Annotated in this window: 20 protein-coding genes; 14 read left to right on the top strand and 6 right to left on the bottom strand. The window is 71.1% G+C overall.

Features of this window, described 5'->3' with window-relative positions:
- Positions 1–9: 9 nt before the first annotated feature.
- The 6 genes from ACFV6V_RS17275 to ACFV6V_RS17250 all read left to right on the top strand — a co-directional run bounded on the left by ACFV6V_RS17275 (position 10) and on the right by ACFV6V_RS17250 (position 5,373).
- Entirely contained in the window at positions 10–1,074 is a 1,065-nt protein-coding gene (locus ACFV6V_RS17275; protein WP_385565399.1) for an NAD-dependent epimerase/dehydratase family protein, read from the top strand.
- Positions 1,071–1,823 carry a glycosyltransferase family 2 protein gene (locus tag ACFV6V_RS17270; RefSeq protein ID WP_385565396.1) on the top strand — a complete coding sequence of 251 codons (753 nt, stop codon included), beginning with the start codon at positions 1,071–1,073 and terminating at the stop codon, positions 1,821–1,823. Before ACFV6V_RS17275 ends, ACFV6V_RS17270 begins: the two co-directional genes overlap by 4 nt.
- Positions 1,820–2,455, top strand: a complete 636-nt coding sequence (locus ACFV6V_RS17265) for a DUF2064 domain-containing protein (RefSeq protein ID WP_385565394.1) — start codon at positions 1,820–1,822, stop codon at positions 2,453–2,455. The genes ACFV6V_RS17270 and ACFV6V_RS17265 overlap by 4 nt, the downstream gene beginning before the upstream one ends.
- Positions 2,452–3,192 (top strand): methyltransferase domain-containing protein, encoded by a 741-nt coding sequence (locus ACFV6V_RS17260; protein ID WP_385565391.1) that lies wholly within the window; start codon positions 2,452–2,454, stop codon positions 3,190–3,192. Before ACFV6V_RS17265 ends, ACFV6V_RS17260 begins: the two co-directional genes overlap by 4 nt.
- Positions 3,189–3,698 carry a DUF664 domain-containing protein gene (locus tag ACFV6V_RS17255; RefSeq protein WP_385565388.1) on the top strand — a complete coding sequence of 170 codons (510 nt, stop codon included), beginning with the start codon at positions 3,189–3,191 and terminating at the stop codon, positions 3,696–3,698. The genes ACFV6V_RS17260 and ACFV6V_RS17255 overlap by 4 nt, the downstream gene beginning before the upstream one ends.
- A gap of 94 nt (positions 3,699–3,792) precedes the next feature.
- The gene (locus ACFV6V_RS17250) at positions 3,793–5,373 is read left to right on the top strand and encodes a glycosyltransferase 87 family protein (RefSeq protein ID WP_385565385.1); all 1,581 of its coding nucleotides are present in this window, start codon (positions 3,793–3,795) and stop codon (positions 5,371–5,373) included.
- 31 nt (positions 5,374–5,404) lie between these two features.
- Here ACFV6V_RS17250 and ACFV6V_RS17245 read toward each other — a convergent pair whose 3' ends face one another.
- From ACFV6V_RS17245 to ACFV6V_RS17235, 3 genes are all read right to left on the bottom strand, one after another.
- The gene (locus tag ACFV6V_RS17245) at positions 5,405–6,214 is read right to left on the bottom strand and encodes an SAM-dependent methyltransferase (RefSeq protein WP_385565383.1); all 810 of its coding nucleotides are present in this window, start codon (positions 6,212–6,214) and stop codon (positions 5,405–5,407) included.
- Between the two features lie 161 nt (positions 6,215–6,375).
- On the bottom strand, positions 6,376–6,612 hold the full coding sequence (locus ACFV6V_RS17240; protein ID WP_361280515.1) for a DUF397 domain-containing protein: 237 nt from the start codon (positions 6,610–6,612) through the stop codon (positions 6,376–6,378).
- Positions 6,613–7,473, bottom strand: coding sequence for a helix-turn-helix domain-containing protein (locus tag ACFV6V_RS17235; RefSeq protein ID WP_385565382.1), 861 nt, complete (start codon positions 7,471–7,473; stop codon positions 6,613–6,615).
- A gap of 418 nt (positions 7,474–7,891) precedes the next feature.
- Between ACFV6V_RS17235 and ACFV6V_RS17230 the strand changes: the two genes are divergently transcribed.
- The 4 genes from ACFV6V_RS17230 (at position 7,892) to ACFV6V_RS17215 (ending at position 11,641) form a co-directional block, all read left to right on the top strand.
- The gene (locus ACFV6V_RS17230) at positions 7,892–8,239 is read left to right on the top strand and encodes a hypothetical protein (protein WP_385565498.1); all 348 of its coding nucleotides are present in this window, start codon (positions 7,892–7,894) and stop codon (positions 8,237–8,239) included.
- Positions 8,240–8,382: 143 nt separating this feature from the next.
- On the top strand, positions 8,383–9,204 hold the full coding sequence (locus ACFV6V_RS17225) for a metallophosphoesterase family protein (RefSeq protein ID WP_385565379.1): 822 nt from the start codon (positions 8,383–8,385) through the stop codon (positions 9,202–9,204).
- Positions 9,205–9,464: 260 nt separating this feature from the next.
- On the top strand, positions 9,465–9,956 hold the full coding sequence (locus ACFV6V_RS17220; protein WP_385565495.1) for an NUDIX hydrolase: 492 nt from the start codon (positions 9,465–9,467) through the stop codon (positions 9,954–9,956).
- Positions 9,957–9,967: 11 nt separating this feature from the next.
- Positions 9,968–11,641: a sigma-70 family RNA polymerase sigma factor gene (locus ACFV6V_RS17215; RefSeq protein ID WP_385565377.1), complete on the top strand. Its 1,674-nt coding sequence runs from the start codon at positions 9,968–9,970 to the stop codon at positions 11,639–11,641.
- A 68-nt stretch (positions 11,642–11,709) separates the two neighbouring features.
- Here ACFV6V_RS17215 and ACFV6V_RS17210 read toward each other — a convergent pair whose 3' ends face one another.
- Positions 11,710–12,909: an alpha/beta hydrolase family protein gene (locus tag ACFV6V_RS17210; protein WP_385565374.1), complete on the bottom strand. Its 1,200-nt coding sequence runs from the start codon at positions 12,907–12,909 to the stop codon at positions 11,710–11,712.
- A gap of 625 nt (positions 12,910–13,534) precedes the next feature.
- Here ACFV6V_RS17210 and ACFV6V_RS17205 point away from each other — a divergent pair.
- The 4 genes from ACFV6V_RS17205 (at position 13,535) to ACFV6V_RS17190 (ending at position 19,901) form a co-directional block, all read left to right on the top strand.
- On the top strand, positions 13,535–13,762 hold the full coding sequence (locus tag ACFV6V_RS17205) for a type A2 lantipeptide (RefSeq protein WP_385565372.1): 228 nt from the start codon (positions 13,535–13,537) through the stop codon (positions 13,760–13,762).
- Positions 13,763–13,874: 112 nt separating this feature from the next.
- Entirely contained in the window at positions 13,875–14,753 is an 879-nt protein-coding gene (locus ACFV6V_RS17200) for an HlyD family efflux transporter periplasmic adaptor subunit (protein ID WP_385565369.1), read from the top strand.
- Complete coding sequence (locus tag ACFV6V_RS17195; RefSeq protein WP_385565367.1) at positions 14,750–16,978, top strand: NHLP family bacteriocin export ABC transporter peptidase/permease/ATPase subunit; 2,229 nt, start codon at positions 14,750–14,752, stop codon at positions 16,976–16,978. Before ACFV6V_RS17200 ends, ACFV6V_RS17195 begins: the two co-directional genes overlap by 4 nt.
- 61 nt (positions 16,979–17,039) lie before the next feature.
- A complete protein-coding gene (locus ACFV6V_RS17190; protein WP_385565493.1) occupies positions 17,040–19,901 on the top strand; it encodes an NHLP bacteriocin export ABC transporter permease/ATPase subunit in 2,862 nt (953 codons plus the stop codon).
- A gap of 70 nt (positions 19,902–19,971) precedes the next feature.
- Here ACFV6V_RS17190 and ACFV6V_RS17185 read toward each other — a convergent pair whose 3' ends face one another.
- Both ACFV6V_RS17185 and ACFV6V_RS17180 read right to left on the bottom strand, forming a co-directional pair.
- Positions 19,972–20,373, bottom strand: coding sequence for a hypothetical protein (locus tag ACFV6V_RS17185; protein ID WP_385565364.1), 402 nt, complete (start codon positions 20,371–20,373; stop codon positions 19,972–19,974).
- A 20-nt stretch (positions 20,374–20,393) separates the two neighbouring features.
- A complete protein-coding gene (locus ACFV6V_RS17180) occupies positions 20,394–20,888 on the bottom strand; it encodes an ATP-binding protein (RefSeq protein WP_385565361.1) in 495 nt (164 codons plus the stop codon).
- Positions 20,889–20,952 lie beyond the last annotated feature (64 nt).

Below are 20,952 nucleotides of genomic sequence, written 5' to 3'. Positions count from 1 at the left end.
GTCGGCGGCATGCGAGTTCTTGTCACTGGAGGCGCGGGATTCATCGGCACGTACGTCGTGGCCGCCCTCGCCGCGCGCGGCCACGATCCGGTCGTCCTCGATGCCCTGCTGCCCGCGGCGCACCCCGGTCCTCCCCCGTCGACCCCCGATCGGGTGTCCGGAGGAATCCATGCCGACCTCCGCGACCGGGAGGCGGTCGACCTCGCGCTGCGCGGTGTCGACGCGGTCTGCCACCAGGCGTCGATGGTGGGTCTCGGAAGGGACTTCGACGACGCCCCCGCCTACGTCTCCTGCAACGACCAGGGCACGGCGGTGCTGCTCGCGGCGATGGCGCGAGCCGGGATCCGCGATCTGGTACTGGCCGGCTCGATGGTGGTCTACGGCGAGGGCCGCTACGACTGCCCGTCGCACGGCACGGTCCGCCCGCGACCACGACCCGTCGCCGCGCTGGAGGCGGGCCGCTTCGAGCCCGACTGCCCCCGCTGCGGCCGGGAACTGATACCGGGCCTGGTCGACGAGGACGCCCCCACCGACCCGCGCAGTGTGTACGCCACGACAAAGCTCGCCCAGGAGCATCTGGCGGCGTCCTGGGCCCGGGCGACCGGCGGCAGGGTCACATCCCTGCGCTACCACAATGTGTACGGCCCTGGGATGCCCCGGGACACCCCGTACGCCGGAGTGGCCTCCTACTTCCGTTCGGCGCTCGAGCGGGGCGAGGCTCCGAGGGTCTTCGAAGACGGGCGCCAGCGCCGCGACTTCATCCATGTGGGCGATGTGGCGGCGGCCAACACGGTGGCGCTGGAGGCGCTCGCGGGCCGGGCACCGGGCAGCGTCACCGCGTACAACACCGGCAGCGGCACCCCGCACACGGTCGGCGAGATGGCGGCCGAGCTGGCCGCGGCGTACGGCGGGCCGGCGCCGGTGGTGACCGGGGCGTTCCGGCTCGGCGACGTACGGCACATCACCGCCGACTCACGGCGCCTGATGGCTGACCTGGGGTGGCGCACGGCCGTCGGCTTCACGGAGGGCGTGGCGGAGTTCGCGGCGGCGGGTCTGCGGGGTGCGGCGGCATGAGCGTCGACAACACGCACGTCCTGAACGGCGTGAAGAACACCATCGTCGGCACGAGTGCCGGAGACGCCGTCGCCGACGTGGTGCTGCCCTGTCTGGACGAGGCCGACGCGCTTGCCTGGGTGCTGGCACGGATTCCCCGTGGCTGGCGGGCCGTCGTCGTCGACAACGGTTCCACGGACGGGTCGGCCGATATCGCCCGGGGCCTCGGGGCGACCGTCGTCACCGAGGCGAGGCGCGGATTCGGCGCCGCCTGCGATGCCGGACTGCGCGCCACGAGCGCCGAGTTCGTGTGCTTCTGCGACTGCGACGCGTCCCTCGACCCCGGGCTGCTGCCGGGACTGGTGCGTCGGATCGCGGACGGGGAGGCGGACCTGGTGCTCGGCCGCCGACGGCCCCGGGAGAGCGGGGCGTGGCCGCTGCACGCACGTGCCGGGAACGCGGCGCTGGCGCGGATGCTGCACCGCCGCACCGGACTCCGGCTGCACGACCTCGGACCGATGCGGGCCGTGCGCCGCGCCGACCTGCTGCGCCTGGAGCTGAACGACAGACGCAGCGGTTATCCACTCGAGATGGTCGTACGCGCGGCGGACGCCGGCTGGCGGATCCAGGAAGCGGATGTGCCGTACCTGCGCCGGGTGGGCGCGTCGAAGGTGACCGGCACGTGGCGGGGCACCTGGCAGGCGGTGCACGACATGCGCCAGGTGCTCTCGGCGCCACCGCTCGTGCCCTCGGTGCGGAGCGTCCCATGACCACTCTGCTGGTGATGGCCAAGGAACCCGTGCCCGGCCGGGTGAAGACCCGGCTGACATCCCTGTACACGCCGCGGGAAGCCGCGGCGCTCGCCGAGGCGGCGCTCATCGACACACTGGAGACCGTCCGGGCCACCCCCGCAGGGCGCCGGGTACTGGTGCTCGACGGCGCACCCGGCCGCTGGCTGCCGCCCGGAATCGAGGTCGTACCGCAGGTGGCGGGCAGCCTGGACATACGGCTCGCCGCCGCGTTCGCCGACTGCTCGGGACCAGCCCTGCTGATCGGGATGGACACGCCACAGATCACACCCGGGATGCTGGCGGACGGGCTGCGACTCACCCCGGGTCGGGCGGTGTTCGGCCCTGCGGACGACGGCGGCTTCTGGGCACTCGGACTGGCCGAGCCCGACCCGGATCTGGTCGCCGGAGTGCCGATGTCCCTGGCGCACACCGGGGCCGTGCAGCGGCTGCGGTTGGCGGAGGCAGGGCTGTCGGTACGGGAACTCCCCCGATTGACGGACGTGGACACTCCCCGGGACGCGGCACTGGTGGCCGATGGCGCTCCGGACACCCGGTTCGCCGCGGAAGTCCGGCGGCTGGCAAGCCTCCGAGCGGGAGCGGGGGCACGATGAGCCTGACGACGGCAGCGACGGAGAGCGCTGCGGCGGGCGGGAGCGCTGCGGCAGGCTCCATGGCGGCATGGCGGGCCGATCCGTACGCGGACGCCCTGCGCACCGGATGCGGGCCGCTGTTCCTGCGCCGTCCGGATGGCTGGCTGCTGCCGTTGGACGTCGAGCGCTGGTGCGCTCCGGCTGACGAGGCCGATCGCACGGTGCTCGAACGCTGCCGCGGCCCGGTGCTGGACATCGGCTGCGGCCCCGGTCGGCTGGTCGCCGCACTGGCGGAGCGGGGCCGGCCCACACTCGGTGTGGACGTCAGCCCGGCGGCGGTCGCCCGCACGGTCGGCTCGGGTGGCAGCGCGCTGTGCCGCTCGGTCTTCGAACCCCTGCCGCAGGAGGGCAGTTGGGGTACGGCGCTGCTGATCGACGGCAACACGGGCATCGGGGGCGACCCACGCGCGCTGCTGTCCCGTGTCGCCGAACTCGTTTCCGCCGACGGTCTGCTGATAGCCGAGGCCGCACCGGTGGAGGTGGACGAGTGCGTCGATGTCCGGGTGATCGACGGTAGCGGAGGGCTCGGCACGCCGTTCCCCTGGGCCCGGGTGGGACCGTCGGCGCTCATCGACCACGCGATGGCGACCGGATGGGGTCGGCCTCAGCGGTGGACGGCCGGGGGACGTACGTTCGTGTGTCTGTCCCGTGGTGTCGGCGCCCGCCGGGCTCGAGCACGCGGTTCACTCATCGTGTGAACACGGGAGAGGTGCTGGTGGACGCCTTCGGGCGCGTCCAGGAGGCGGTACACGAGGCGGTCGAGGGTCTCTCGGCGGACGAGCTGCACGCCCGGCTCGATCCCGGTGCCAACAGCATCGCCTGGCTGGTGTGGCACCTCACCCGGATCCAGGACGACCACATCGCCGACGCGGCCGGAGAGGAGCAGGTGTGGCTGGCACAGGGCTGGGCCGGCCGGTTCCAACTCCCGTTCGATGAGGGCGAGACCGGCTACGGTCACTCCAGCAGACAGGTCGCCCAGGTCCGGGTGGACTCCGCCGGGCTGCTGCTCGGCTACTTCGACGCCGTACACACGCAGACGCTGGCGTTCGTCGGCGGGCTCCAAGGCGCCGCCCTGAACCGGATCGTGGACGAGGCGTGGTCGCCGCCGGTGACTCTGGGTGCCCGCCTGGTGAGCGTCATCGCCGACGACCTCCAGCACGCGGGCCAGGCGGCCTTCGTCCGGGGCGCGCTCGAGCGACGCTGACCGCCCGGCCCTGCGATTCCCCCGGACCTTACGGATCGCTGACGGCAGTGCTCGATGTGCGGCACGAGGCCGCTCCGGCTGACACGCTGAACAGGTGATCATCCCGCGCCCCTTCGCCACCCGTGTGGCCGTCCTGGCCCTCACCGCCCTCGCCACCGTGCTCGCCCTGACCGTCCGGAGCGACCGCTACTTCTCGGACCCCGTCGGCCAGGCGTGCTGGTACGGAGCGTGCTGGCTGCTCTTCGCGGCGGCGGTGCGGTGTCTGCGCAGGGTCCCGGTGCGCCGGGTGGCGGGGCTGGTGCTCGGCGGCTCGGTGATCGTCGCGGCGACCGGCCTGCTCGCTCCCCCGCGCACCAGCTCCGACATGTACCGCTACGCCTGGGACGGCCGGGTCCAGGCATCCGGGGTCTCGCCATACGACCATGTGCCCGCCGACCCGGCGCTGGCCGGGCTGCGCGACGGCTGGCTCTTCCCGACGGGCCCCGGGTGCGAAGGCCCCGAGCGGGCCCGGATCGCCGCTTCCGGGGAACCGGGCGAGCGGTCCTCCGGGAGCGCTCAGGTGCACTGCACGCGGATCAACCGGCCGGGTGTGCCGACGATCTACCCGCCACTGGCCGAGGGGTACTTCCTGCTGGTGCACGCCCTTTCGCCGGGCGACGGCCTCGCCCGCCACAAGCCGCTCCAGACTGGTGGCGCACTGCTGTCGGTGGGTGTGACGGGGGTGCTGCTGCTGGTGCTGCGACGGCGGGGAGCGGATCTCCGGTACGCCGCCTACTGGGCATGGTGCCCGGTCGTCCCCCTCGAAGCGGTGAACAACGCCCACGCCGACGTCCTGGGTGTGCTGCTGGGGGTGGCCGGGCTCGCCGCCGTGGTGCACCGCCGGAGCACCGGTGGTGCGCTGCTGGGCGCGGCCGCCGCGACGAAGCTGATCCCCGCCGTGCTGCTGCCCGGTGCCCTGGCGGGAGTGCGCCGCTGGCGTGACGCGGCCGCGGTGCTGGTGCCCGCGGGGGTCGTCATGGGGCTGGCCTACCTGCCGTACCTCCTGCTCTCCCGTGGTTCGGTCCTGGGCTACTTGGGCGGGTACGTCGAGGAGGAGGGGTACGACGACGCCTCCGCCGGCAGCAGGTACGCCTTGTTGCGGCTGGTGCTGCCGGACGGCTGGGTGACCTTCGCGATGGCGGCGGGGATGCTCTGCGCCGTGGTGCATGTCCTGCTGCGCGGCGACCCGCAACGGCCTTGGAGCGGCGCGCTGTTCGTGACCGGCACGGCGTTCCTGCTGCTGACGCCCTCGTACTCGTGGTACGCACTGCTGCTCGTCGCGTTGGTGGCGCTGGACGGGCGGTGGGAATGGCTTGCGGTGGCCCTGGCGGGAGCCGTCAAGTACGTCATGGGCCAGTGGGACGGCAGCGGGTTCGTGATCAGCGCGACGGCGTACGGGATCGCGGCCTGCGTGGTCCTGGCCGGAGCGGTCCTGCGTGAGCGGGCCCGGGACAAGGCCGTCGCCCTCCGAGTCGGTGGAGCTCACGAGCACCGGGCCATCGAGTCCGGAGCGCCTGAAGAACCGGGTGCTTGTGCTCACTCCGGCCCGGTTTCCGCGCCTGTCCCCCTGCGTCCGCCGACGGGGCCGGACTCGAAGAGGTCATCCGCGACTTCTTCTGACGGATCGGCCCCGTGACGGGTCACAGCGAGTGGTTCGGCGGAGGCCGTCAGCCGACGCGGGCCACGCCCGCGTAGCCCGGGATCGGGTCATCGCCCGTGACCGCGACGGCCTCACCGAGCTCGGGGTGCCAGTCGGCGGTCAGCGAGACGCCGGGCCCGACCAGTTCGAGCCCGGCGAAGAATCGGGCGAACTCCTCGCGGGAGCGCAGCCGCAGGGTGAGTCCGCGGGCCGAGTACATCGCGCGGGCCTGCACGGCCTTCTCGGGGTCGAAGTCCCCCGTGGTGTGTGACAGCACCAGGTAGCTGCCGGGCGCCAGCCGGGCGACCAGCCGCTCCACCAGGTCGTACGCCCCGTCCTCGTCGTCCACGAAGTGCAGCAGCGCGAGCATCGACAGGGCCACCGGCCGGGAGAAGTCGAGGACCTTGCCCGCCGCCTCCAGGATGGTCCCGGGGTCGCGGGCGTCGGCCTGGATGTACTCGGTGGCGCCCTCGGGAGTGCTGCGCAGCAGCGCCTCGGCATGGGCCAGCACGATCGGGTCGTTGTCGCAGTAGACGACACGGGAATCGGGGGCGGCCCGCTGGGCTATCTGGTGCAGATTGGGCTCGGTGGGGATTCCGGTGCCGATGTCCAGGTACTGGCGGATGCCGGTATCACCGAGCCAGTGCGTGGCGCGGTGCATGAAGGCACGGTTGACTCGCGCCATGTCCCGTCCGCGCGGCTCGAGCGCGAGGAGCTGCCGGGCCATCTCCTCGTCCACCGGGTAGTTGTCCTTGCCTCCGAGGAACCAGTCGTACATCCGTGCGGGGTGCGGCTTGCTGGTGTCGATCCGTACGACGGCGGGGTCTTGCCCGGTCATCTGGCATCTCCTGGAGTCAGCGGACATGTGACAGAGGGACGAACGGAACTGTACGCAATCCGCGAGCAGTTGATTACGCATCAGGCCGACCGGGCGCATCAGCCGGCCCGGTCGGCCCACCCGGCATTCGGATCGGCGCAGGTCGGTCGGGGCAGGTCAGGTCATCTGAGGAGGAAGTCCGCCTGCCCGGACTTCGCGCCCTGGATGAACGCGGCGATCTCGCCGTGGGTGTAGATGAGCGCGGGGCCGTCAGGATCGGCGGACTGGCGCACGGCCACCCTGCCGTCGGCCAGCTTCATGGCCTCGAAGCAGTTGCCGCCGTTGCCGCCGCTCCACGGCTTGTGCCAGCCTTCCGAGCCGAGCTCCCGAGCCGGCATGCCGTTGTATATGCGATCCATTCACAGCTCCTTGCGGACAGCCCTGAGGATGTCCTTCGTGCGTTGTGCGGTGGCGGCCTGGGCCGCCATGCGGTCCATGACCTCGAGGTGGGACGCCACCTCGGGGCGCGCGTCGAGGTAGACCGCGCCGGTCAGGTACTCGCTGTAGACCATGTCGGGCAACTCGGGCATCGCGAACCGGAAGAGCACGAAGGGTCCGTAGGTACCGGGGTGCGGCCCGGTCGCGAACTCGGCCAATTGGAGCGTGACATTGGGCAGTTCGGCGGCTTCGAGAAGCCGGTCCAGCTGATCCCGCATCACCTGGGCGCCGCCCACCGGCCGCCGAAGCACGGTCTCGTCCATGATCACCCAGAATCTGGGCGCGTCGGCTCTGGTGAGCAGGGCCTGCCTCTCCATCCGTAGCGTGACATGGCGTTCGATGTCCTCGGCGCTGGTGGCGCCGAGGGCTCCGCTGTGCATGACGCCATGGGCGTACTCCCGGGTCTGGAGCAGCCCGGGGACGAAGTGGGGTTCATAGGCCCGGATCAGGCTCGCGGCCCCTTCCAGACTGACGTACATGCTGAACCAGTTCGGCAGCACATCGTGGAAACGCTGCCACCAGCCCGGCCTGTTGGCGTCCTCGGCGAGCCGGGTGAAGTTCTCGGCCTCCTCGTCCTCGACTCCATAGGCCCGCAGCAGCAGTTGTACGTACGGGATCTTCAGCGCGACCTCGGCCAGTTCCATCCTGCGGATGGTGGCGGGGGCGACATGGAGCACCTTGGCCGCCTCTTCGCGCCTCAGCCCCGCTCGCTGCCGCAGCTCCTGGAGTCGCTTGCCCAGTACGACCTGGCCCACGGTGGGGGCGGACCGCGGCTCGCTCACAACGACCTCCCCTGCGCCCTGTTCTCGATGGAGACGAGTGTGCCATGAGACCGCGTCCCAGAACCCGCCACTCTGCAATTTTCATAGTGCCTCTTGCCAAGTGTCATCTTCCGGAGGAGAGTGGCTCGCTGAACCAGTTCACGAGGCTGCCGCGCTCTGCCCGGGGAGAGGCGTGACGGCACCGTTTCCCCACCGTGAAGGATTGGTCGTGGCACCTGGTAACGCGCTCAGCCCGCAGCTCGCCGCCCCCTTCGCTTCGCCGTCGGCAGTCCGCCGATTCGGCCGCTCCGGGTTCGAACAGCCGGCCCCTCTTCGGGGGCGCGGGCCGGCCGCCCGCGAAGCCCGCGGCAGCCGCAGAACCCGCGGCAGGAACAGGGCCCTTGAAGGGCCCGAAGGGGCGCACGAGGGACGCCTCGACATCCCCGCGGAGCTGCCGGCCTCGCTGGGCTGCGACGCAGTGGGGATTCCCGCACGGCACGGAGCGCGGATGCTCACGCGACTGCCGCACGCGGGCTGCGTGTTCTCGGACACGGACTGGTGGTGGTGGATCGTGCCCGAGGGCTCCGATCTGGAGCTGGCCTGGCCCCTCCCGTCCTACTACTCCCGTGGCGCCCGTGTACCGACGGCATCCACACGCCTGATCCACTGGCCGGAGGACGCCAGTCCCTACACACCGCCGATTCCGCTCTATCTGATGGTGTGCCAGATCACGGGAACAGCGCCGGCGTGGTCCCGCTACGAACCCCGAAGCGCACAGGAAGTCTGAGCCCCGGCCCGGCACCGCACCCGACAGGACCTCGAGCGGCGCTCGCGGCCCTGTGGCAACCGGGTGACGGGTAAGGACAGTTGCCGCCACGGGTGGAAGGATCCCCGGGATGTCCGGCAAACCGTCCACCCACGGGGGTCACCTTGTCTCTGCTCGCCATCAGTGATCTGCATGTCAACCATCCGGAGAACCGCAAGCACGTCGACGGTCTGCGTCCGGAATCCGATGACGACTGGCTCCTGGTCGCCGGAGACGTCGGCGACCTGGTGTCGGACGTGGAATGGGCGCTGGCGCTGCTGCGTGAGCGGTTCGCCGAGGTCGTCTGGGCGCCCGGCAACCACGAGCTGTGGACCGTTCCCGCGGACCCGGTGCAGGCCCGGGGCGTGGAGCGCTACGAACTGCTCGTGGATCTGTGCCGTGGACTCGGCGTGCACACACCCGAGGACCCGTATCCCGTCTGGACGGGCGATGACGGGCAGCCGGTCGCCGTCGCGCCGCTGTTCCTGCTGTACGACTACACCTTCCGTCCGGACGGGACGACCACCCGGGACGAGGCACTGGACCAGGCACGGCGCGCCCATGTCGTCTGCACCGACGAGCGCTTCCTGCACCCCGACCCCTACCCCAGCCGGGACGCATGGTGCCGGGCCCGGCTGGAGCTGACCCGGTCACGACTGGCGGAGATCCCCCCGGAGCTGCCCACGGTGCTGGTCAACCACTATCCGCTGGTCCGCGAGCCGACCCGGGTGCTGCGGTATCCGGAGTTCGCACTGTGGTGCGGTACGGAGCAGACGGCCGACTGGCACCTCGACTACCGGGCGCGGGCCATGGTCTACGGGCACCTGCACATCCCCCGCACGACCGAACACGACGGGGTGCCGTTCCACGAGGTGTCGGTGGGCTACCCCCGTGAGTGGCAGCCGCGGAGCGGGGGTCCGGCACAGCCGACGCGCATCCTTACCTGACGCGCGTGCGCACCTGACGCGTTTGCCCACCTGACGATGACGTGACGGGACCGGTGGCGCCCCGGAGGGATGCCGACTGCCGACTACGTCACAGCGGCTGCCGGTACCTCCCCGTACGATCGGGCACCGCCGTGCCTGGCCAGGTGCGGACCAATACGCCCGAAAGGTCCAAGGTGCCCGATTCCGCCAGCAGTTCCACGCCGAGCGGCGAGGCGGGCGGGGCCCAGCGTCCCGCCCGCGCCTTTCCCACCCCCAACGGGATGACCGGCATCGGCATGATCGTGGTCGATCCGGACGGCCGGATCCTGCTCGGCCTCGGGCACGACGGCCGCTGGGAACTCCCAGGAGGGAAGGTCGACCCCGGGGAGAGCTTCGAACGGGCGGGCGCACGCGAACTGGCGGAGGAGACGTCACTTCAGGTCGACGAGGACGAGGTGTCGGTGATCGCCGTGGTCCTGGACGATGAACGGGGCATCCCCCGGATCTCGGCCGCGGGCCTGGTCACGGATGTCGCTGGCGAACCCCAGGTCACGGAGCCGGACAAGATCGTGCGCTGGCAGTGGCACCGACCCGAGGACATCGGAGACATTCCAGGCGGACTCTTCGTGCCGTCGGCCGGAGTGCTGCGGGCCTGGCGTCCAGATCTAACACTTCCGAGGGTTCATACGTACTCCTATCCGATTTCTGTTATCGGAGCGGAGGCAGGGCGTCTCCCCTGTGACGGACGAAACAGGCCCGAGCCCAGGAAGTGAGTGGACACAGCGTGAGCAGCGAACGCGAAGCCCAGATGGTCAAGGCAGCACAGGCCGGAGACCAGCAGGCGCAGGACCGGCTCGTCGCCGAGTACCTTCCCCTGGTCTACAACATCGCCGGCCGGGCGCTCAACGGCCACGCGGATGTGGACGACGTGGTGCAGGAGACCATGATCCGCGTCCTCGGCAGTCTGGACGGGCTGCGCAGCCCGGAGAGCCTCCGCAGCTGGCTGGTGGCCATCACCATGAACCAGATACGCGGCCACTGGCGGGAGCGCCGTTCGGAGGCGATACCCACCGGTGACGGCCTGGGCGACGCACACGACGTCGTCGACCCGGGGGCCGACTTCGTCGATCTGACCATCCTTCGCCTCGGGCTCTCCGGCCAGCGCCGGGAGACCGCCGAGGCCACCCGCTGGCTGGACGAGGACGACCGCGCCCTGCTGTCCCTGTGGTGGCTCGAGGCCGCGGGAGAGCTCTCGCGCGGCGAGGTCGCCGAGGCCATGGAGCTGACGCCCCAGCACACCGCGGTGCGCGTACAGCGGATGAAGGCCCAGCTCGAGGCCGCGCGCGTGGTGGTCAGGGCACTCGACGCCAACCCGCGCTGTGTGCTGCTGGAGCCGATCGTCGCCTCCTGGGACGGCATACCCTCGGCCCTCTGGCGCAAGCGCATCGCCCGCCACGCCCGCGACTGCACGGTCTGCGCGGGCCACTGGTCGAACCTGGTGCCCGCCGAGGGCCTGCTCGTGGGGCTCGGACTCATCCCGGTGGCGGCTCTGCTCGCCGGCAAACTCACCGCGCCGGGTTTTGTCGCCACGGCCTCCGCACACGCCGCCGACACCATCGCCGCGCCCGGCCTCGTCACCACGGCCTCCGCACACGCGGCCCCTGCCCGGGCAGCCGGCCACAGGGGCGACCACTCGGGCGGTGCCTCCTCCGCCCCCTCGTCCCGGACCCAGGCAAGGCTGGAGCGGGCGAGCCGTCGGCGCCGTGCCACGGTCGTGGCGGCCGGTGTCGCCGTGCTGGTCGCCGGTGGTGGAGCGGTCAGCATGCTGAACGGCCCCGATCGCGAGATGGTGGAGCCTTCGACGGCCGCGGCCCCGGCCGCCCCGTTGCTCCCCTCGGCCTCCGAGAGCCCGTCCTCCTCCCCGACTCCTTCCGCCTCGGCCTCCCCGAGCCCGAAGCCGAGCCCGAGCAAGTCCTCGGCGAAGCCGTCGCCGAAGCCGAGCCCGGTGCGGCCCAAGTCCCAGCCGAAGCCCGCCCCGAAGGCCCCGGAACCGGACCCTCAGCCGGCCACCGGGGGCAGCACCGCCGAGCAGGTCATCGCGCTGGTCAATGCCGAGCGCGCCAAGGCGGGCTGTGGCCCCGTGAGCAACAACGGCCAGCTCGCCGCAGCCGCGACGAACCACTCCGACGACATGGCGGACCGCGGCTTCTTCGACCACACCAACCCGGACGGCGAGGACCCCGGCGACCGGATCACCGACGCCGGCTACCGCTGGAGCACCTACGGCGAGAACATCGCACGCGGCCAGCAGAGCCCCGAGTCGGTGATGGACTCCTGGATGAACAGCTCAGGACACCGCGCCAACATACTCAACTGCTCCTTCAAGGAGCTGGGCGTGGGCATCCACAACGGGTCCGGCGGCCCCTGGTGGACGCAGGCGTTCGGCTCACAGCTCTGACCTGACCGGCGCGGATCGCGGACGGGGGCCGCTCGCGGCGGGCCCTGTCCTCTCCGGCAGGGCACGGACTACGAGGTCTCCCCGCCCCGCAGGGTGACGTCCAGCCAGTCGAACGCCCGCTGGTCGAACAGCGAGCGGTTCCACCCCTGGCAGTGCCCCCGTGCTCCGTCCTCGGCCCGGAAGCGTACGAGCGTCCGGGGGCCACCCAACCCGTCGAGCAGCAGCTCGGCCTGGACGGACAGCGGGTCGTCGTCGTTCGCGACGACGAGTGTCGGACAGGTGATGCGCCCGGCGACCCCGGACAGCCGGTAGCGGTCCATCTCGATGACGTACGCGCCCAGCGAGTCGAGCCCGTGCACCCACAGGGCCCGCTGGACCAGCCGCCAGCGCATGACCGGGTCGTCGGCGACGGGGGCAAGATACTCGTCCAGGGCCTCTGGGCCGATGTCGGGCAACTGGTCCCTGAGCGCGGGCGGCAGGGGCAGCACGTCGACGGGGTCGTAGAGCCCGGGGTCGGCGATCAGCGCGGCGACCCGGTCATCGCCCGACACCCCGCGCGGAGCGAGATAGCCCCCGAAGCTCCACCCCATGACGGCGATCCGTCCGGCGTCGATCTCCGGCCTGCCGGTCGCGTAGTCGATGACCGGGCGCAGCACGGTCTCCCAGTCCGGCCGCATCCGCAGCCCCTGCTGCACCAGGGCCCGCCCCTGACCCGGACCGTCCACGAGAAGGCAGGCATAGCCGCGGCGCACCGCGGGCAGGGCATGGGCCCAGTACATCTCATGGATGTTGGAGTCGTAGCCGTTGACGCCGACCAGCGTCGGCCGCGCGACGCCCCGGTCGTCGTCGGGCAGGCAGAGACATCCCGGCAGTGTGGTGCCCTCGAACGGGACCTCGACCAGCTCGACGGGCCGGGACGCCAGCGCGGCGTACCTGCTGAAGCACTCGCGCTCCCGTTTGAACGCGGCCTCGAGCCGCGGGTCCACGGGTGAGCCGAACAGCGGCTGGTAGGACATGCGGTTGTACGTGGTGGCCCGCCAGAACCCGCCGGCCGCGCTCACCCGGTGGCCCCGCTCCGCGCTGTGCTCGGCCGCGGCGGCCACCCGGGACGCGGTGGCCGACCAGGCGCGGTACCAGGATTCCCGGTCGCCGGAACGGATATGGCCGGCCGTGGTGGCGCACTCGCCGTACTCGGCGCCGCCGCGCGCGATCAGCATCAGCGCCCGCTCGGCGTGCATCTGGAACAGCGGGTCGTCGAAGAGGTGCATGCGGATCCTCAGGCCGGGACGGGAGACGGGACCGGACCGCCCCTCAACCGATCCTTCACCGGTCGCGGGTCACACGCCCGAGGCGCGCCGTGCACGGGGCCAACCGGGTCGTGCTCCGGAGCCGCGCGCCCCGATGGCGCATGCGGGGCACGTCCGCGACACGGGCGAACCCAGGGCTGCACTCAGACCGGAACGGCATCTTCCGTAAACCTGCACATTGAACACTCAACCAATGCAGGGGAGCTGAGTGCCGCTCAGCAGGGACGGCTCACTTGGCGCCTTGACTGGCCATTGGGGCGGGAGTGTCCGATTCGGCGCACCACCTCCGGTCACCCTCAGAAGGATTCGGCCCGTGAAGCTTGTGCAGATCTCGCCACCAACACGTGGACACGCCTGCACGCGGATTCAATTCCGTGACCGACCGAGGGCTCAAGAACCGTTGCCGGATTGGCTGCACAGCGACTCCACGTGCTTTGATCCTGCGCACCGCAAGAGTGACGCCGAGGGTTCTCGAAGAATCGGGTATCCGAGGCACACACACGCTCGCGGCAGCGGTCGGTGCATTTCCCGGCGGGGCCCGGCCGCGTCCTTTTTAAGAAATATCCACATGAAGGGAAACTCGATCATGGACTTCACCCCCCAGGTTGAGACCGCGGAGATCTCCGACGCCGACCTCGACAACGTGTCCGGCGGTCTGCACAGCGCCGTTGTCACCGGTGTCGCGGGCAACGTGACCTCCACCCTCGACTCTGTCGCCCCGGTCTCCGGCCTCATCGGCACGGCCGTCGGCACCGTTGAGGGCGCCACCGGCCTCAACACCGGCGCCGTCACGGGCCTGGTCGCCGGTCTCTGAGCCGGTCAGTGTGAGCCCCGGAACCTTTTACGTTCCGGGGCTTGCCGCAGTTTTCCCGCAACATTCCCGACATGTTTCCGACTTGCACTTGTGCACGCGAGGGAAGAGTCCCGTGCAGTTCCGCCAGAAGGCACTTTCCAAGCTGCAATCGCCCGAGGAAATCGATCTCCCGGTCCGATTCGCCCGGCCACAGGGCTGGCTCGTCCTCAGCGTCACCATTGTCGCGATGGTCGCTTCGGGCATCTGGACGGTAAAGGGTTCCGTTTCGTCCACTGTCAGCGCACCCGGGATTCTTACGCATGCGCAGGGCAGTTATGTCCTCCAGAGTCCGGTTGGCGGGCAGATCACCGAGGTGCTCGCCCAGGAGGGCAAGCGACTACCGGCCGGCGCTCCACTGCTGACGGTGCGCACGGCACCGTCCGACGGCACGTCGGACGGGACCTCGGATGCGGACGAGACGCCGGAGGCGGACGGTGAGCCGGACGCGGAAAGGGACACCGTCATCCGCACTCTCGCCGCGGGCCGGATCACCGCGCTCTCCGTCGGCATCGGCGCCGTCGTCACCACGGGGGCCGACGTGGCGGTCATGGAACGCGTCGACAAGGCCGCCGCCCCGCTGCGCGCGATGCTCTACATGCCCGCCGACAACGGCTCGGCGATCCCCGTCGGCGCCCGTGTCGATCTCACCGTGCAGTCCGTGCCCGCACAGCGGTACGGAGTGCTGCGCGGACGGATCGAGGCCATCGGCCGGACCTCCCAGACCCGTCGGCAGATCGCCGGTTTCCTCGGCGACGACCAACTCGGCGAGCAGTTCTCCCAGCAGGGACGTCCGCTCGCGGTCCTGGTGCGCCTCGAACCGTCCTCCGGCACCCCGTCGGGTTACCGCTGGTCCTCACAGGACGGCCCCCCGCACGCACTCGACTCCATGACGCTGGTCACGGGGGCCGTGCACCTGGCCGACCAGCACCCGATCGACTGGCTGCTGCCATGACCCGGACATCACCACCGCGCACGAGCGGCCACGGCCGCCGTCGCGCGAGGTCCGCACCGCCCGCACCGCGCAGGCAGAAGCCCGTCCGCACCCCGACCGTGCTCCAGATGGAGGCCGTCGAGTGCGGAGCCGCCGCACTCGCCATGGTCCTGGCCCACTACGGCCGGCACGTCCCGCTCGAGGAACTGCGTATCGCCTGTGGGGTGTCACGGGACGGCTCCCGCGCCAGCAACATCCTCAAAGCGGCCCGCAGCTACGGCCTCCAGGCGAAGGGCATGCAGATGGAGCCCGCCGCGCTGGCCGGGGTCCGCCCGCCCGCCATCCTCTTCTGGGAGTTCAACCACTATGTCGTCCACGACGGCATGGGCCACCGCCTCGGCCGCCGTGGTGTGCACATCAACGACCCCGACAAGGGACGCCGCTTCGTGCCGATGGAGCACTTCGACACCAGCTTCACGGGCGTCGTGCTGGTCTTCGAGCCCGGCAGGGACTTCCGCGAGGGCGGCAGGCGGCCGGGAGTGCTGCGCTCCGTCCCCGCGCGGCTGCGCGGGACCACCGGCACCATGGTCGCCGCGCTGCTGGCCAGCCTGCTGCTCGTCGCGGTCGGCTCGGCGCTGCCCGCGCTGAGCCGTACGTACATCGACCTGTTCCTGGTGGGGCGCCAGACCTCGCTGCTCGGTGTCCTGTTCACCGCCATGGCGGCGATGGTGGCGCTGACCGCCGTGCTCACCGGTCTCCAGCAGGCCAATCTGCTGCGCGGCCGGATCATCTCGTCGACGCTGAGCAGTGCCCGCTTCCTCCGCCATCTGCTGCGGCTGCCCGTGACGTTCTTCGCCCAGCGCAGCCCCGCCGACCTGGTGCAACGGCTCCAGTCCAACGACACGGTCGCCGAGACCCTGGCCAGGGACCTCACGGCTTTCGGCGTCGACGGGATCGTGGTGGTCCTCTACGCACTGCTGCTGTGGACGTACGACCCTCAGCTCACGGTCGTCGGTGTGCTGATCGCCCTGCTCAACGTGGTCGCGATGCGGGTGGTCATACGGCTGCGGGCGACCCGTACGCAGAAGCTGCGTGCCGACAGCGCCCGGCTCACCAACACCTCGTACACCGGCATCCAGCTGATCGAGACCCTGAAGGCCACCGGTGGCGAAGCGGGCTACTTCCGGCGCTGGGCCGGCCAGCACGCCGTCACGCTGGAGGAGCAGCAGCGGCTCGGCGTGCCCAGTGCGGCGCTGGCCGTCGTGGCGCCGACCCTCGCGACGCTCAACAGCGCGCTCATCCTGTGGATCGGCGGACTGCGCGCCGTGGAGGGCCATATATCGATCGGTCTGCTCGTCGCCTTCCAGGCGCTGGTGACCCGGTTCACCGCGCCGATCACCCGGCTGAACGGCATGGCGGGCCGGATCCAGGACTTCGCCGCCGACGTGGCGCGGCTCAAGGACGTGGAGAACTTCCCCGCGGACAGCCTCTACACCCGCCCCGAACCCCCCGCGAGCACCCGCAGACTGCTGGGTCACGTCACGCTGGACAACGTCACCTTCGGCTACAGCCCGCTCGACAAACCCCTGCTCACCGGTTTCTCGCTCGCGGTCGGGCCCGGGCAGCAGGTCGCTCTCGTCGGCGGCTCGGGCAGTGGCAAGTCGACGGTCTCGCGGCTGATCGCCGGTCTGTACAGCCCTTGGGAGGGGACCATCCGGATCGACGGCCGACGCCTGGACGAGATCCCGCGCGGGGCGCTCGCCGCCTCGGTCTCGTTCGTGGACCAGGATGTCTTCCTCTTCGAGGGAACGGTCCGCGACAACGTCGCGCTCTGGGACCCCTCGATCCCCGACGACGCGGTGGCCGAAGCGCTCAGGGACGCGGCGCTGTACGACGTGGTCTCGCGGCGGCCCGGCGGCATCCACGGGCGGGTCGAGCAGGATGGGCGCAACTTCTCCGGCGGGCAGCGCCAGCGACTGGAGATCGCCCGCGCGCTGGTGCGCCGGCCCAGCGTGCTGGTGCTCGACGAGGTGACCAGCGCTCTGGACGCGGAGACCGAACAGCTCATCATCGACAATCTGCGGCGGCGCGGCTGCGCCTGTGTGGTGATCGCCCATCGGCTGAGCACGGTGCGCGACAGCGACGAGATCGTGGTGCTCGACCATGGCGCTGTTGTGGAGCGGGGCCGCCACGAGGAGCTGGTCGCACGCGGTGGCGCGTACGCCGAACTGGTCAAGGAGCACTGAGGTGATCCCCACTCAGCCCGGCCGACCCGTCCAGCAGGGCACTTCAGCCCATCCGGACGACATGGTCCTGACGGCACTCGGTGCCCTCGGCACACCGGTCGACTGCGACGGACTGCGCAGCCTGTCGCTGGAGGGGCCCCAGGTGCTGTGGCTCGTCATGGGCGGCTCCCTCGACCTGTTCGCCGTGGACGCCGCCCAGCAGGGTCACTGGCACTTCCTGGGCCGTCTGGAGCGGGGCACTCTGCTCCTCGGCCCCGTCGAAGGCCCCCGGCACACTCTGGTGGGCAGGCCGTCCCAGGGCTGTGTACTGCGCCGCATCCCGCTGCGGGAGCTGTACCCGCCGCAGGAGTACACCGAGCCCGGAGCGTACGGCGGGTACGGCGGGTACGACGGCTACGAGCAGCAGTACCGCAGCCAGTACGACAGCCAGGACGGCACGCTCAGCCTGCTGGAGCACGCCTTCGCGCTCGGCGTGGGCCGCGGCCAGCGCGTGCTGTTCGAAGCGCCGCTCGACGGACGGACGACGGACGAGTCGTCGGTCGGCGACGAGGACGTGCTGTGGTTGCCGGTCTTCCCCGGCAGCGTGCGGTACGGGGCTGAATACAGCACCGATGCCACCGCCGACCTGCTTGTCGACGGCGCCCTGTGGCAGCAGATGGTCAACCAGCAGTACCGGCTGCTGTCGGCGCTGGACGGCTGGATCGAGCGGTTGGAGCGCGCTCACGAGGACCGTGCGGCGGCGGGCATGAAGGCGGGCGAGGCGGTCCGGGAGGGCGCCGACCAGGCGCTCCTGGCCTCCATCGGGCGCTCCCGCGACACATCGGCGGCACGCGCGGCACAGGGTTTCTCCGACGACGCCGCGTACGCCGTGTGCCGGCTGGTCGCCGCAGCTACGGGCATCGCCCTGCCCGAAACCGGGCCATCCGACTCCCCGGCCCCTGCTGCGGCGTCCGACCGCACCGGACCCGTCGAACGTTTCGCGCTCGCGTCCCGGATCCGCGCCCGTACGGTCCGGCTCGACGGTCGCTGGTGGCGCGAGAACTGCGGCCCGCTCGTGGGGCACCGGGCCAAGTCCGGCGCGCCGGTCGCCCTGCTCTGGCGCCGCGGCGGCTACCAGGCGGTCAATCCGGCTACGGGCAGCCGGATGCGTGTCGACGAGGACAGCGCGGAGGAGTTCGAGCCGCGCGCCGTCATGTTCCACCGGCCGCTGCCCGAACGGCCCGTGAACATCTGGCGGCTGCTTCGGTTCAGCCTGCACGGCACCCGCCCCGACCTGGGTGCCCTGGCCGTCGCCGGTCTTGTGACCGTCACCCTGGGCGCGCTGGTCCCGATCGCCACCGGGAAGGTGCTCGGCGAGTACGTGCCCAGGGCCGAGACCAGCCTGATCGTGCAGGTCTCGGTGGCCGTGATGGTCGCGGGCCTGGTCTCGGCCGCGTTCATGCTGCTCCAGAACCTCACCATCCTGCGGATGGAGGGCCGTATCGAGAGCACACTCCAGCCCGCCGTATGGGACCGGCTGCTGAGGCTGCCGACGCGGTTCTTCGCCGAGCGCTCGACCGGAGAGCTCGCCAGCGCCGCCCTGGGCATCAGCGCGATCCGGCGGCTGCTGTCGGGTGTGGGGCCGGTCGTGGTGCAGGCATGCACCGTCGGGACGATGAACATGGTGCTGCTGCTCGTCTACAGCGTCCCCCTGGCGCTCGCGGCGATCGGGATGCTGCTCGTCATCGGCCTGGTGTTCCTGGGCCTCGGGCTGTGGCAGTTGCGCTGGCAGCGACGCCTGGTGGAGCTGAACAACAAGCTCAACAACCAGGCGTTCCAGACCCTGCGAGGGCTCCCCAAGCTCCGGGTCGCGGCGGCCGAGAGCTTCGCGTACGCGGCGTGGGCGCGGCAGTTCGCACGGAGCCGTGAACTCCAGCGGCGGGCGGGGCGGATCCGGACCCTCACCACGGTGCTGGACGCCGTCTATCTGCCGCTCGCCGCGCTCATCATGTTCATGCTGCTCGCGGGCCCCGCGCGGGGGACCCTGTCCGCGGGTGACTTCCTCACCTTCCACACGGCCGTGACGATGATGCTGACCTCGGTGACGCAGCTGACGGGCGCGCTGGTGTCGGCCGCGGCCGTGCTCCCGATGTTCGAGCAGATCAAGCCGGTCCTGGAGGAGGCTCCGGAGGTACGCGGAGCCAGCACCCGGCCGGGGGACCTGTCCGGGGCGATCGAGACCCGCGCGCTGTCCTTCCGTTACAGCGACGACGGCCCTCTTGTGCTCGACGATGTCTCACTGTCGGTCCGCCCGGGTGAGTTCGTCGCGATCGTCGGCCCCAGCGGCTGCGGGAAGTCCACCCTGCTGCGGCTGCTCATCGGCTTCGACGAGCCGGAGTCGGGCAGTGTCCTGTACGACGGTCAGGACCTCGCCGCCCTCGACCAGGCGGCAGTGCGCCGCCAGTGCGGTGTGGTCCTCCAGAACGCCCAGCCGTTCACCGGCTCGATCATGGACTGCATCTGCGGTGCGGAACCGTTCACCCAGGAAGAGGCCTGGGAGGCGGCCGAGATGGCGGGCCTCGGCGAGGACATCCGCCGCATGCCCATGGGCATGCAGACCATGATCGCCGGTTCGGGCGCCGTATCCGGTGGCCAGCGCCAGCGGTTGATGATCGCCCAGGCTCTGATCCGCCGCCCGCGCATCCTCTTCTTCGACGAGGCGACGAGCGCACTGGACAACGCGACCCAGCGCACCGTCACCGAAAGCACTCGCGCCCTGCACGCCACCCGTGTGGTGATCGCCCACCGGCTGTCGACGGTGCTGGACGCGGACCGCGTCATCGTGATGTCGGAAGGCCGCGTGGTCCAGGAGGGCCCGCCATCGGCCCTGCTGGCGGACACGGGAGGGCGACTGCACGAGCTGGTGCGACGGCAGCTGATATGAGCGTCCGGCGCGCGCAACCCCGCCTCGCGAGACCGATTCCCGCGCGCCCCCCGCTGCCCCTGACCCGCGCTCAGGGCCGCGTATCGGGTGTTTCCAGTTCTCTCAGCGCGGCCAGGAACTCCCTTCCTCCGCCACACAGCGGTTCGAGCTGGTCGACGACCTCCTGGCGCGCCCTGTTCTCCGGCTGGGCGATGCGCTCCCGGATGAAGTCGCTCGACTCTTCGAGATGCTCCCGGTACCGGTCGAGGTTGTCCGTCAGATGGTCGACGACCTCGGTCGCCTGCACGCTGATGGCCAGTGTGAACTGCTGCCGGACCGCTGTCGCCTCCGCGTCGACGGCCTGGATCCACTCCTCTCGCAGTACGTCGGGCGAGCTGGCGCGTCCCTTGCGGATCTGGATTCCGAGGTGGACGAGTCCGGCGACCCCGGCGACAAACCGCTGGGAGTCATCAGGCAGTTCGACGGAATCCACTCACTCCTCCAGCGATCCCCTCATCGCGGCGGCAGACCGGGTGCTCGCGCGGCACCCGGAGCCACCGCCGCGGGCGGTTGCGAGGCGATGTGAGAGCCCGGCGGCCGTCCATGCCGATGGCCCGCTTCGATGTCCGCCCACACGGTCTTCCCCGAAGGCGGATGCGGACGGACACCCCAGCGCGCGGCGAGCGCCGCGACGATCACGAGCCCGTAGCCTCTGCCGATCCCGGGCGCACCCAGGTCCCCACCGATCTCGGGACGCCGTTCCCCGCGGGCATCGGTCACCTCCACCCTCAGCCTCCCCGGCTCCAGCAGCAGGCTGAGCCGGAACCCCCGCCCCGAGAGCCGGGCGTGGCCGACCGCGTTGGCGGCCAGCTCCGCGACGACCAGCGCCGCCGTCTCGGTCCGCTCACCACTCCTGGCCCATCCCCATTCGACCAACTGCTCCACGGCGAGCAACCGGGCCAGCCTGGCACCACGCCGCGTCGAGCTCAGCAGCTGGGTGAATTCCATGACCGGTGACCCTGGTTGCGGCATGCCTCTACATACGGATTCACACATCGCGGCATTCAGCCGG

Source organism: Streptomyces sp. NPDC059828 (assembly GCF_042731955.1).
GTDB lineage: Bacteria > Actinomycetota > Actinomycetes > Streptomycetales > Streptomycetaceae > Streptomyces.
The sequence above is the reverse complement of the archived record's forward strand: the minus strand, read 5'-3'. Positions and strand labels throughout refer to the sequence as shown.

What these genes read in the sequence shown, in the direction of transcription:
- ACFV6V_RS17275 (WP_385565399.1), top strand. Translation starts at nt 10, where the DNA reads ATGCGAGTTCTTGTCACTGGAGGCGCGGGATTCATCGGCACGTACGTC.
- ACFV6V_RS17270 (WP_385565396.1), top strand. Translation starts at nt 1,071, where the DNA reads ATGAGCGTCGACAACACGCACGTCCTGAACGGCGTGAAGAACACCATC.
- ACFV6V_RS17265 (WP_385565394.1), top strand. Translation starts at nt 1,820, where the DNA reads ATGACCACTCTGCTGGTGATGGCCAAGGAACCCGTGCCCGGCCGGGTG.
- ACFV6V_RS17260 (WP_385565391.1), top strand. Translation starts at nt 2,452, where the DNA reads ATGAGCCTGACGACGGCAGCGACGGAGAGCGCTGCGGCGGGCGGGAGC.
- ACFV6V_RS17245 (WP_385565383.1), bottom strand. Translation starts at nt 6,214, where the DNA reads ATGACCGGGCAAGACCCCGCCGTCGTACGGATCGACACCAGCAAGCCG.
- ACFV6V_RS17240 (WP_361280515.1), bottom strand. Translation starts at nt 6,612, where the DNA reads ATGGATCGCATATACAACGGCATGCCGGCTCGGGAGCTCGGCTCGGAA.
- ACFV6V_RS17220 (WP_385565495.1), top strand. Translation starts at nt 9,465, where the DNA reads ATGACCGGCATCGGCATGATCGTGGTCGATCCGGACGGCCGGATCCTG.
- ACFV6V_RS17210 (WP_385565374.1), bottom strand. Translation starts at nt 12,909, where the DNA reads ATGCACCTCTTCGACGACCCGCTGTTCCAGATGCACGCCGAGCGGGCG.
- ACFV6V_RS17205 (WP_385565372.1), top strand. Translation starts at nt 13,535, where the DNA reads ATGGACTTCACCCCCCAGGTTGAGACCGCGGAGATCTCCGACGCCGAC.
- ACFV6V_RS17195 (WP_385565367.1), top strand. Translation starts at nt 14,750, where the DNA reads ATGACCCGGACATCACCACCGCGCACGAGCGGCCACGGCCGCCGTCGC.
- ACFV6V_RS17190 (WP_385565493.1), top strand. Translation starts at nt 17,040, where the DNA reads ATGGTCCTGACGGCACTCGGTGCCCTCGGCACACCGGTCGACTGCGAC.
- ACFV6V_RS17180 (WP_385565361.1), bottom strand. Translation starts at nt 20,888, where the DNA reads ATGGAATTCACCCAGCTGCTGAGCTCGACGCGGCGTGGTGCCAGGCTG.